12 protein-coding genes are annotated in these 11,841 nt (G+C 29.6%); 10 read left to right on the plus strand and 2 right to left on the minus strand.

Annotation, left to right across the window (positions count from 1 at the left end):
* The first annotated feature begins 5 nt into the window (after nt 1–5).
* Together yqeC and ACWI69_RS08390 are read left to right on the plus strand one after the other, a co-directional pair.
* Complete coding sequence (yqeC, locus tag ACWI69_RS08385; protein ID WP_448821390.1) at nt 6–1,283, plus strand: selenium cofactor biosynthesis protein YqeC; 1,278 nt, start codon at nt 6–8, stop codon at nt 1,281–1,283.
* Nucleotides 1,280–1,846 (plus strand): xanthine phosphoribosyltransferase, encoded by a 567-nt coding sequence (locus tag ACWI69_RS08390; protein ID WP_448821391.1) that lies wholly within the window; start codon nt 1,280–1,282, stop codon nt 1,844–1,846. The genes yqeC and ACWI69_RS08390 overlap by 4 nt, the downstream gene beginning before the upstream one ends.
* Here the strand turns inward: ACWI69_RS08390 and ACWI69_RS08395 are convergent, their stop codons facing one another.
* The gene (locus ACWI69_RS08395; protein ID WP_448821392.1) at nt 1,847–2,422 is read right to left on the minus strand and encodes a hypothetical protein; all 576 of its coding nucleotides are present in this window, start codon (nt 2,420–2,422) and stop codon (nt 1,847–1,849) included. It abuts the gene before it with no gap.
* Entirely contained in the window at nt 2,385–3,425 is a 1,041-nt protein-coding gene (mnmH, locus tag ACWI69_RS08400) for a tRNA 2-selenouridine(34) synthase MnmH (protein ID WP_448821393.1), read from the minus strand. Before mnmH ends, ACWI69_RS08395 begins: the two co-directional genes overlap by 38 nt.
* Nucleotides 3,426–3,556: 131 nt before the next feature.
* Here mnmH and recQ point away from each other — a divergent pair, with 131 nt between their 5' ends.
* From recQ to ACWI69_RS08440, 8 genes are all read left to right on the plus strand, one after another.
* Complete coding sequence (gene recQ / locus ACWI69_RS08405) at nt 3,557–5,476, plus strand: DNA helicase RecQ (RefSeq protein WP_448821394.1); 1,920 nt, start codon at nt 3,557–3,559, stop codon at nt 5,474–5,476.
* Nucleotides 5,477–5,493: 17 nt separating this feature from the next.
* Entirely contained in the window at nt 5,494–6,660 is a 1,167-nt protein-coding gene (locus ACWI69_RS08410; RefSeq protein WP_448821395.1) for an ABC transporter permease, read from the plus strand.
* Entirely contained in the window at nt 6,653–7,333 is a 681-nt protein-coding gene (locus ACWI69_RS08415; RefSeq protein ID WP_448821396.1) for an ABC transporter ATP-binding protein, read from the plus strand. Before ACWI69_RS08410 ends, ACWI69_RS08415 begins: the two co-directional genes overlap by 8 nt.
* Before the next feature lie 52 nt (nt 7,334–7,385).
* Entirely contained in the window at nt 7,386–7,946 is a 561-nt protein-coding gene (gene hpf / locus ACWI69_RS08420; RefSeq protein ID WP_448821397.1) for a ribosome hibernation-promoting factor, HPF/YfiA family, read from the plus strand.
* A 130-nt stretch (nt 7,947–8,076) separates the two neighbouring features.
* A complete protein-coding gene (locus ACWI69_RS08425; protein WP_448821398.1) occupies nt 8,077–9,195 on the plus strand; it encodes an ABC transporter ATP-binding protein in 1,119 nt (372 codons plus the stop codon).
* Nucleotides 9,196–10,041: an ABC transporter permease gene (locus ACWI69_RS08430; RefSeq protein ID WP_448821399.1), complete on the plus strand. Its 846-nt coding sequence runs from the start codon at nt 9,196–9,198 to the stop codon at nt 10,039–10,041.
* Nucleotides 10,034–10,807: an ABC transporter permease gene (locus tag ACWI69_RS08435; RefSeq protein WP_448821400.1), complete on the plus strand. Its 774-nt coding sequence runs from the start codon at nt 10,034–10,036 to the stop codon at nt 10,805–10,807. Before ACWI69_RS08430 ends, ACWI69_RS08435 begins: the two co-directional genes overlap by 8 nt.
* A 45-nt stretch (nt 10,808–10,852) precedes the next feature.
* Entirely contained in the window at nt 10,853–11,638 is a 786-nt protein-coding gene (locus ACWI69_RS08440; RefSeq protein WP_448821401.1) for a peptidylprolyl isomerase, read from the plus strand.
* Nucleotides 11,639–11,841: the final 203 nt, after the last annotated feature.

The following is an 11,841-nucleotide window of genomic DNA, read 5'->3' on the forward strand; positions in this document are numbered from 1 at the left end:
TTTTTATGCCAGAACTTTTCAATCTCATCAAAGGAGATATTATATCTATCACTGGAGCAGGTGGAAAAACTTCATTGATGTTTTATTTAGCGAATAAATTAAAAAAAAGAGGAACTGTCCTAATAGTTACAACCACTAAAATCTTCAAACCAGAGAACACAGAAAATAATAGTTTTATTTTCATATATCCTGAAGAGATTGATTCTATATCTCCTCAGGATAATTTTATACATATTTTTTGTTCCAAAATTCAAAATAATAAAATTGCTTCCATCTCTTTTGAAGATTTAGATAAATTAAAAAAATATTTTGATTTTATTTTAATCGAAGCTGACGGAAGTGCCAATAAAGCGCTAAAAGGTTGGAAAAATAATGAGCCTGTTATTTATCCAAATTCATCTAAAACAATTGCTATTGTTGATATTACAAGTTTAGGTAAAGAAAAAAATGAAGATACTATACACCGATTTGATCTTTTTCAAAGGCAATATTTTAACTCCAATAAAATTATTGAAAAAAATGATTATATAGATTATATTAGTTCTAATCACCTTTTTAAGGGGTTCTCAAATGAAAAAATACTATTTTTTAATAAAATCGAATCCATCACTTTATTTGAAGAATTTTTTAATATTGTAAATAGCATTAATATCACCTCTAAAATCTATTTTGGTTCTATTTTTAAGAATGAGTTTTTTATTTTTAAAAATATTACTCCAATCGTTTTAGCTGCAGGTTTTTCAAAGAGGTTTTTAGGTGATAAGTTAACTTTTAAACTATCCAATGGAAAAACTATATTAGAACAAACTCTCTCAAATATCTCTCAAATAAAGTTTAAAGAAAAAATAGTTATTGGGAAAAACTCTTTTCATGATAAGTTAAGCTATAAATATGGCTACTCCTATATAAACAACCCCAAGCCAGAATTTGGTCAAAGTTACTCTGTTGTATTAGGAACTTTGAACGCATCTTTATCTGGCTATCTATTTATTCCAGGAGATATGCCTTTTCTGACAAAGAATACTCTACTAAGATTGATTTATGAATTTCAAAAATATAATCAAATTATAGTCCCATTTATAAATGGAAGTAAAAAAGCCCCTGTGCTTTTTCCAAAACGTTACCGTAATGAGCTGATAAATCTCAAAGGTGATAGCGGAGGACGTGAAATTTTAAAAAAAGAAAACTTTATAAGATATGATTTTAGAAATTCTAAGGAATTTTTTGATATAGATACACAAAATGATTTAAAAAAATTAAAAATTTTGGAGGAAGATACATGAAATTATTAAAAGAATACATAAAAAAATACGGGTCAGTTACTGATAGCTCTATCTTAAAAGTGGATAGTTTTATTAATCATCAAATAGATCCCATTTTAATGATAGAGATTGGAGAAGAACTAAAAAAGCGTTTCGCTAAAAAAAATATAAATAAAATCCTTACAATAGAGGCGTCTGGAATTGCAATTGGTATTGCTGCTGCTTATGCTTTTAAAGTACCCATGGTCTTTGCCAAGAAGAAAAAACCCTCTACAATGGGCGACGCCTACAATGCAACTGTTCACTCTTTTACAAAAAAAACCGATTATAATATAACTGTTTCTAAAGAATTTCTGTCTCCAGAAGATCATATTCTTATTGTTGATGACTTTTTAGCTATGGGGAACGCCATCATTGGTCTTAAAAATATAATCGAACAGGCTGGCGCTTCTCTTGAAGGTGTTGGAATAGTTATCGAGAAAGGATTTCAACCGGGTGGAAATATATTAAAAGAGCAAGGAATCCATCTTGAATCCCTTGCTATTATTGAATCATTAGAAAATAATACCATTATATTAAAATAACTATGTTACTAAAGCCGGAAAGAATCCCAATATTATGAAAACAACAATAATTATCAGGATTCTTTTCCTCTCTTTCTTTAGAACTTCGTCCCCATTTTCTATTACTCTTTCTTTAGAATTTCTAGTCCAAATTAAATATCCCAATACAGAAGCCGCTATATACCCAATAATATAGCAAATTACATCTGCTCCATCAAAAGTACCTATAAAGGTACCATGTCCCCCATAAACTCCCTGAAATACTTCTACTCCAATCATAGATAAAAAAATTATATTAAATATAGTTTGAGCTTTTTTATAAAAAACTCTGCTGTGCAAAATGGATACTCCCATTGAAAATAGCCATAGACCATCCGGTAAAGAATATATTACCCAATTTGGTATCTGTTTTCTATAACTCCAGACAATTTTTCTTACATATTTGACATACGAATCTAAATTCATCAGCTCAATAATTTGATAATAAAAAAGTTTTCTGCTTCTAAAAAGTAAATATATTAGAACAGCTAATGCAAATGATGACAAAACTATAAATATCTTATTTAACGACCTCTTTTTCAAAAATACCTTTTTCATTTAGATATCTCACCACTTTCTCTACTCCTTCATCTATAGTTTCATAGAATATCTCTGAATCATAGAGATATTTTTCAATACTCCTTTGATAAAGAGGATCATAATAATCTATCATAAGTGCTTTTGAAAGCTCATCTATCTTATTATCTCTTAACATTTGAGAATACTCTTCATATTTTTCTTTTTTTATATATCTTCCCACTTTAACTAAACAGTTTTGAAGTTCGTCAATTGTCGCTCCAGCATAGTCTTCTTTTATCACTTCTAATCTATTCTCTATTGTTGTTTCCAGCGATAAATGCACACCATTTCCTAAGGACTGAAATATATTTTCTGGTACATAAACATTTCCTATTCTTTTACTTTCGCTTTCTGCAATTACATATTGTGGTTTATTTTTATAAAAATAGTCAAAAATTAATGAATCAAATTTCTTCTGACTCTGTTCCTCTTTTTCACATACTCCACCAAAAAATGACCCTTTATGATTAGCCATTTTTTCTAAATCTAAAACCGAATATCCTTTTTTCTCTAACTGTTGCAAAATTTTTGTCTTTCCTATACCAGTTTTTCCATGTAAAACAATATATTTAACATTTTTATTATAATTTTCTATATTTTCTAAAATATACTGTCTGTATGCTCTATATCCTCCCTCCAATTTCCAAGTTGTATATCCTAAAGCTTCAAATAAAGCTGACATCGAGCCGCTTCTCATACCACCACGAGCACAATAAAATGCTAATCTACCTTTAGCATGCTTTTGAACCTCTCTAAATATTTCAGGTAGTCTTTTCGCAATAGCTTCAACTCCTAACTCTTTTGCTTTCTCAGGTGAAACTTGTTTATAAGCAGTTCCAACATCAACTCTCTCTTCATCCAAAAGTAACGGTATATTTATAGCCCCTGGGATGGGCTCTTCTTTAAACTCTTTTGGAGTTCTTACATCTATTAAAGTATAGTTCTTTTTCTTTAATAAGTCCTCATATTTTACTAAAATCATTTTTTCCTCCATTTTTTATACTTATTACATTTTACTATGATTTTTAATAAAATTGAATATTATTTATATAAAAAATATCTTTATTATGATAAAATCTATTAAGAAATTAACTTTTAAATGGAAAGGAAGTTATGAAGACAAAAGCAAAAGAGTTGTTAAAAACTATTTATGGATATGAAAACTTTAGAAAAGGGCAAAATATAATTATAGATAATATTCTGACTGGAAAAGATACCTTGGGTATTATGTCTACTGGTGGTGGTAAATCAATCTGTTATCAAATTCCTGCCCTACTTTACCCTCATCTTACTATTGTTATATCTCCTCTTATTTCATTGATGAAAGATCAAGTCGACTCTTTAAAATATCTAGGAATAAGAGCTGGTTTTCTAAACTCTACACTCAGTAAAGATGAGTATCTTAATCTGGTTCAAGGCATTAAAAATAAAAGTATCAAAATTCTTTACATTGCACCAGAAAGATTAGCAAATGAGAAATTTATAAATTTTATAAAAAATGTTCAATTGTCAATGATTGCTGTTGATGAAGCTCACTGTATTTCACAATGGGGACATGACTTTAGAAAGAGTTACTTAAAAATTCCAGATTTTTTGGATAAAATCAATCAAAGACCTCAAATTTTAGCTCTTACTGCAACTGCTACAAGTAAAGTTCGACAAGATATAATTGAAAAACTAAAATTGCAAACACCTAAAATTTCAGTTGATGGTTTTGATAGGGAAAATATCACATTTAAAGTTGAAAGAGGTGTTGTTCCCGAGGCATTTATTTGTGAATATTTAAAAAGAAACCCGAAAAAATCTGGAATTATATATGCTGCTACTCGAAAAGAAGTAGATAACTTATATAGTTATCTACAACTTAAAGAATTTAATGTTGGAAAATATCATGCCGGTTTAGATGAAAAAGAGCGAAGTGAATTCCAAGAGAAATTTTTAAAAGACGATATCAAGGTTATGATTGCAACAAATGCTTTTGGCATGGGAATTGATAAATCTAATGTTAGATATGTAATCCATCGAAATATTCCAAAAGATTTAGAAAGTTATTATCAAGAAGCTGGAAGAGCTGGAAGGGACGGTGCTCCATGTGAAGCAATACTCCTTTTCTTTGAAGAGGATGTATCTACACAAGAGTTTTTGATTGAGCAAAATGAAGAAAGCTCAAAATATTTAAAAAATACAAAGAGAAAAAAACTTGATCAAATGGTCGATTATGCTTATTTAGAAAGTTGTTATAGAGAGTATATACTTAAATATTTTGGCGATAAAAGAATCAAAAATTACTGTGGAAATTGTGGGAATTGTAAAAATTTTAAAGATGTGAAATCTTTTACTCTAGATGCACAAAAAGTTTTTTCATGTATTGGACGTACAAAGGAAAGTATCGGTATCTCAACTCTTACAAATATTTTAATGGGAAAAATGGATACAAAAATTGAAAGAAAAGAATATTTCAAACTAACTACATTTGGTATTATGGCTTCCCATAATAGAACCGATCTTGAGGAGTTCATATACTATCTTATATCTGAAAACTATTTGGAACAGAGTGCTGGAAGTTTCCCAACATTAAAATTAACTCCTAAAGCTTTTGAGGTTTTAAAAAATATTAAAGCTGTATTTAGAAAAGTCAACGAATCTGTAACGTTTAATTACTTCGAAGACCCACTTTTTGAAACTTTAAATAAGTTGAGAAAGGAAATTGCGCAAAAAGAAGGAGTTCCACCTTACATTATCTTTTCAGATTTAACACTTATGGAAATGGCTGAAAAAAAACCTCAAAATCGCTGGGAAATGTTAAAAATTAGAGGAATTGGTAATCAAAAATTTAAAAATTACGGTGATCTTTTTTTAAAAACAATTAATAAACTTTCTCCTCAAGAGGTTAATATGCTTTATGTTGACAATATTATTGATGAAAAATATTTAGGAGATAAACAACTTACAGAACTGAAAAAAGCTTTAAATATCAAAATTACAACTAATGAATTGAATGAGATTTTAATAAAAACCCTTTTTACTAACTAACTTTATGAGGTGAAATAATGTTATTTGAATTTTTTATAGCTAAAAAGCATATTTTTGAACACAAAAAACAAAGCTTTATAGGTATTATAGGTATCGCTATTGGAATTATAGTTCTCACTGTATCTATTGGTATTTCAAATGGTTTAAATAAAAATATGATAGATAGTATTCTATCTCTATCTAGTCACGTCACTGTTATTGGAAATGAAAATTTAGTAGATTACAAATCTCTAGAAAAAATTTTTGAAAAATATCCTGAAGTTAAGGGGGTAATTCCCAAAGTTTCAACTCAGGGAATTGTTAAATATAACGGAATTTTAGGGACTTACGTATCTGGTGTTAAATTGGATGGTCTAGACTTAAAGAAAGCTATTCCAGCTCTAAATTTAGAAAGTAAAATTAAAAGAGGTAACATTGATTTATCCAATAAAAAAGGAGCTCTTATTGGAGAAGAACTTTTAAACAGGATTGGAGGAAACATTGGAGATTCTATCAGTATAATTTCTGCAAATAATAAAGAGTTACAACTAGAAATTATGGGAACTTTTCAAAGTGGATATTACGATTATGATTTATCAATGATTATTATACCTCTTCAAACTGCTCAATATATGACTGAAAGAGACGAAACAATTAGTTCAATAGATTTAATCCTAAAGAATCCATATGATGCTGACAAAATTTCCAATAAAATTTATATCGATACAGGTCTTTATAATAGAACCTGGGGAAGCCTTAATCAAAATCTCTTGAAAGCACTTACTCTTGAGAAAACAGTTATGATTATAGGATTTTCATTGATTGTTGTTATTGCTGGTTTTGTAGTCTGGGTTATTTTAAATACAATGGTTCGAGAAAAAATTAGATATATTGGAATCATGAGATCTGTGGGAATATCCCATGCTTCTATTATCAAAATATTTTTAATTCAAGGAATTATTCTTGGATTGATCGGTATTATCTTTGGAGTTATTATATCTCTGTTTTTACTCTGGTATATCAAAACCTATTCGCTTCCCGGAATATCATCCATATACTATCTGACAAAAGTTCCAATAGAATTATCTTCAAAGGAACTGCTGACTATTGTGGGAGCAAATATATTATTGATATTTTTATCTAGTGTATTCCCTGCATATAGAGCTGGAAAATTAAAAATTGTGGAGGCCTTAAGACATGACTAAAAAAATTGTGCTTGAATTAAAAAATATTTGTAAAAATTATTCAACTAAAACAGAAACTTTAGAAATCATTAAGAATCTAAACCTAAAAATAGAAGAGGGAGATTTCATATCCATTCTCGGACAATCCGGTTCTGGAAAAACTACGCTTTTAAATCTAATTGGTCTTTTAGATTCTCCTACTTCTGGAGAAATCTATATTGACAATGAAATTATATCCGTAAATAGCTCTAATATTGACTCAGTTAGAAATAAAAAAATTGGATTCGTTTTTCAATTTCATTATCTATTACCCGAGTTCACGGCTTTAGAAAATGTTATGATTCCCGCTCTAACTCAAGATTATTCCCAAAAAAAAGAGATTGAAAAAAGAGCTTTTGAACTTCTTAGAGAGGTTGGTGTTGACCATAGAGCTCACCACAAGCCAACTGAACTTTCTGGTGGGGAAAAGCAAAGAGTAGCCATTGCAAGAGCACTGATTAATAATCCTAAAATCTTACTTCTGGATGAACCTACAGGAAATTTAGACAACGAAACCAGTGAAAAAATTTTTAATATTTTTAAACAAATTAACAACAAAAAACGTCAAACTATCGTAACAGTAACACATTCAAGAGAGCTTGCTGAGATATCTAATAAAAAGTTATTCTTAAAAAAAGGAATTCTTTCAGAATAAATGTATAGATAAGGTAAGAAAGCTACATAAATATCCATAAGGGGTGGTTTGTATGAAAATAAATTATAATACTAACGGGGATCTTGTTATTACTGATGCCATCAAAAATCATTGTGAAAAAAATTTTTCTAAACTAAAAAAATTCTTTGATAACATCTTAACTGTAAATGTAACTTTATCTGCTACAAAATCAAAAACAGGACCTCTACAAAGAGTTGATGCCAGAGTTCATGTAAACGGAAATGTAATTAAAGGTGTCTATACAGATGACGACCTTTATAATGCAATAGATCGTGTAACTGAAATTTTAGCAAAACAAATTAAAAAGCATAAGGAAAAATTAAGAGATAATAATCATTCTTCACATAATGTTCCTAGTGCTAAAAAGATTACATTTGAATCTTCGGATAACTCAATCACTGTAGAGTTTACAAAAAAAATTGAAAGTATCACGGTTAATCCTAGACCTATGGATGTTGAAGAAGCAATATTACAATTAGAGGCTTTAAATAAAGATTTCTATGTTTTTACAAACTCAGAAACTGGAGATATGAATATTGTCTATAAAAAAAGAAATGGTGACTATGGTCACGTGGAACCCGCTCATTTCTAAGAAAATTTGAGAGTCCTAGTGTAGCTAGGATTCTTTTTTATTTATAGTAAATAAACTGGTTTATTTTATTTGTTAAATATGATAGAATATTGTTATTGTGAACAAGTTTATTATATATTAGGAGGTAAAATTGAAAAAAACAGATATTAAAATTGTCGATATTAAAAAAAGTTTCGACGGAGTTGATGTTTTAAAAAATATTAACTTGAATATTAAAGATGGAGAGTTTTTTTCTATTTTGGGTCCATCTGGATGTGGTAAAACTACTCTTTTGAGAATAATTGCAGGGTTTATAACTCCTGATAGTGGTGCAATTTATTTAGGAGATGAGAATATAGTTGAATTAGCCCCAAATAAAAGGAACGTAAATACAATTTTTCAAAAGTATGCTTTGTTTCCTCATTTAACAGTCTATGAAAATGTAGCCTTCCCTCTTAGGTTAAAAAAAATTGATGAGAACACAATCGATACTGAAGTGAAAAAATTTATTGAGCTTGTTGATTTAAAAGATCATATGTACAAAAAACCAAGTCAGCTTTCTGGTGGACAACAACAAAGAGTCTCAATTGCTAGAGCTCTTATCAATAAACCTGGTGTTCTACTGCTGGATGAGCCACTATCAGCCCTAGATGCTAAGTTAAGACAAAATCTTTTGATTGAACTTGACAATATTCATGATGAAGTTGGGATAACTTTTATTTTTATTACTCATGACCAACAAGAAGCTTTGTCTATTTCTGACCGTATTGCAGTTATGAACAAAGGAGAAGTTCTACAAGTAGGAACGCCCGCTGAAGTTTACGAAGCTCCTGCTGACTCATTTGTAGCAGATTTTATTGGCGAAAATAACTTTTTTGAAGGTACTGTCACTGAAATCTTTGACGAAATATACGGTAAAATTCAAAGTGATTCTTTAGGTGAACTAGTTTTTGAACTGGATAAACCCGTTAAAATCGGAGATAAAATCAGAGTTTCTATAAGACCAGAGAAAATTAGAGTTTCTAAATATATCCCTACCGGTCTTTCAAATAAACATAATATTTTAAAAGTTTATGTTGATGAGCTTATCTATTCTGGATTTCAAAGTAAATATTTTGTTTGGGTAAATGGTAATAAAAATATTCTTTTTAAAGCCTTCAAGCAACACGCTGTCTATTTTGATGAAGAAGATAATGATACAATACACTGGGATGAAGATGCTTATATATCTTGGCATGCTGATGATAGTTTTTTAGTTGAGGTGATATAATTGAAAAAAATATCTCCTGGAAACTTTTATAGTATTCCTTTAACTCTTTGGATGTCTATATTTTTTGTCATTCCAATGCTTATTGTTTTAAGTTATGCTTTTTTAACAAAGGGTACCTATGGTGGAGTTCAGATGATCTTCACTCTCAAAAATTTCAATGTATTTTTTGAGCCCATATTTTTGAAAATATTATTTAGAACAATATATATATCTATTGTTGTAACTTTTATAACAATACTTTTAGCTATACCTACGGCATACTTTATTGCTAAATCTAAGTTCAAACAAGAACTGCTTATTCTCGTTATTATTCCTTTTTGGACTAATTTTCTGATTAGAATATATGCTTGGATATCAATACTGGGTTCAAATGGATTTTTAAATACATTTCTTATTAAATTAGGAATAATTGAAACTCCATTAAAACTACTGTATAACACTGGATCAGTTATTTTAATTACGGTTTATACAAGTTTACCTTTTGCTATTTTACCTCTTTATGCTATTATTGAAAAATTTGATTTTTCTCTAGTTGAAGCAGCAAGAGATTTAGGGGCTACTAATAGTCAAGCGTTTAGAAAGGTTTTTTTACCTAATATTAGACCTGGTATAATAACGTCTATTCTATTTACTTTTATTCCTGCTATGGGATCTTATGCCATCCCTAAGCTTGTCGGCGGTACACAAGCCACTATGCTTGGAAACATTATTGCGCAACATTTAACGGTAACAAGAAATTGGCCTTTAGCCTCTGCTATATCTGCAATGCTCATCATAGTTACATCTATTGCTCTACTTATTTTTATGAGAGCCGAAAAAAAACCTAAGGAGGTAAGTGATGAATAAAAGAAGAACATCTTTATTTTTCTTCATTCTTTCTATGATATTCTTTTATTTACCACTAGTAATTCTTGCCATGTACTCTTTTAACGAAGGTAGATCTAGTACTTGGCAAGGATTTTCATTGAGATGGTATAAGGAACTATTTCTATATTCTGATAACATTTGGAAAGCTTTTAAATATAGTTTAATTATAGCTATTTTATCTAGTACAATCTCAACATTGATTGGAACTTTAGGAGCTATTGGTATACATTGGTATAATTTTAAGCATAAAAATTATTTAAAAGTCATTACCTTTTTACCTCTAGTTATTCCAGATATAATTTTGGGAGTATCTCTTTTAATTATGTTTGCTACTGTCAAATTAGAACTAGGTCTTACGAGTATCTTTATAGCTCATACAACATTTAATATACCTTTTGTTCTATTTATTGTACTATCTAGGCTTGGTGAATTTGACTATTCTATTGTTGAAGCCGCCCATGATCTTGGCGCCAATGAGTTTCAAACATTGAAAAAAGTTATCCTACCTATGTTGACACCTGCCATAATATCCGGATTTTTAATGGCTTTGACACTATCATTTGATGACTTTGTTACAACTTTCTTTGTTGCTGGACCTGGCTCCTCTACATTACCGTTAAGAATCTACTCTATGATTAGATTGGGAGTATCTCCAGTTGTAAATGCATTATCTGTATTACTTATTGTTTTATCCGTAGCTTTAACTCTATCTACAAAAAGTTTTCAAAAGTACTTTGTAAAATAGGTTTTTATATAGTATAATACTAACAGAAAAAACAGGAGGGCGTATATGAAAAAAATCATTAAGTTACTATCTCTAGTAATGATGTTAGCTGTAATTGTAAGTTGTTCATCTACTAGCAGGACTCAAGCAGTAAAATATAACGATATTAGAGCTACTTTTGTAACAACACAAGGGGATATTAGTTTCTATCTGTATCCTGAAGCTTCACCAGTAACTGTAGCTAACTTTATAAATCTTGCAAAAAGAGGATTCTATGACAACACAAAAATTCATAGAGCTGTTGAAAACTTTGTAGTTCAAGGTGGTGACCCTACTGGAAGAGGAGATGGTGGACCTGGTTATTCTATTCCAGATGAATTTTCAAAATGGTTAGATTTCTATCAACCTGGAATGTTAGCTATGGCAAATACAGGACCTGAAACAGGTGGATCTCAGTTCTTCTTTACTCTTTATCCTGCTGATTGGCTAAATAATAAGCATACTATATTTGGAGAATACATTGAAGAAAAAGATTTTAATAACATCAAAAAATTAGAAGTTGGAGATGTTATTAAAGAAGTTAAGTTTACAGGTGATGTCGATTTATTCCTATCTTTACACAAAACGCAAGTAGAAGAATGGAATGCTATACTAGATAAAAATTTTCCACACCTTAAAAAATATCCTATAAAAGATAAAAATGAATTTAGTGGTGAAATTCAGGGTTACTATGACGAACTTCAAGGAATTTATACTAAGAAAGATCAAAAAGAAGAAGAAGAAAAAGAGTGGTTTATTCCTAGATTTATAAGAGCTACTGAGAAAAAATTAAAAGATTCAAAAAATAAGTAATAAAAAAAGAGGCATTGCCTCTTTTTTTATTCTTGAGCTACTTTAACTCTTCTAATCATATCCATCGCTTCAAATCCACCCTCTAAAACCACTTTTACAGTTGAGTTTGGATTAGCTGCCTCTACAACCTCTTCCCCTGATTTACTCAATAGGGTCATTTTAGGCATCACTATCACTCTAGGCTTTCCTGAAGTGGTTATAAC

Source organism: Cetobacterium sp. (genome assembly GCF_977044495.1).

Coding starts and splice junctions, on each gene's coding strand:
- recQ (WP_448821394.1), top strand. CDS start 3,557: ATGAAGACAAAAGCAAAAGAGTTGTTAAAAACTATTTATGGATATGAA.
- ACWI69_RS08440 (WP_448821401.1), top strand. CDS start 10,853: ATGAAAAAAATCATTAAGTTACTATCTCTAGTAATGATGTTAGCTGTA.
- ACWI69_RS08410 (WP_448821395.1), top strand. CDS start 5,494: ATGTTATTTGAATTTTTTATAGCTAAAAAGCATATTTTTGAACACAAA.
- ACWI69_RS08395 (WP_448821392.1), bottom strand. CDS start 2,422: ATGAAAAAGGTATTTTTGAAAAAGAGGTCGTTAAATAAGATATTTATA.
- ACWI69_RS08435 (WP_448821400.1), top strand. CDS start 10,034: ATGAATAAAAGAAGAACATCTTTATTTTTCTTCATTCTTTCTATGATA.
- ACWI69_RS08390 (WP_448821391.1), top strand. CDS start 1,280: ATGAAATTATTAAAAGAATACATAAAAAAATACGGGTCAGTTACTGAT.
- hpf (WP_448821397.1), top strand. CDS start 7,386: ATGAAAATAAATTATAATACTAACGGGGATCTTGTTATTACTGATGCC.
- ACWI69_RS08415 (WP_448821396.1), top strand. CDS start 6,653: ATGACTAAAAAAATTGTGCTTGAATTAAAAAATATTTGTAAAAATTAT.
- mnmH (WP_448821393.1), bottom strand. CDS start 3,425: ATGATTTTAGTAAAATATGAGGACTTATTAAAGAAAAAGAACTATACT.
- yqeC (WP_448821390.1), top strand. CDS start 6: ATGCCAGAACTTTTCAATCTCATCAAAGGAGATATTATATCTATCACT.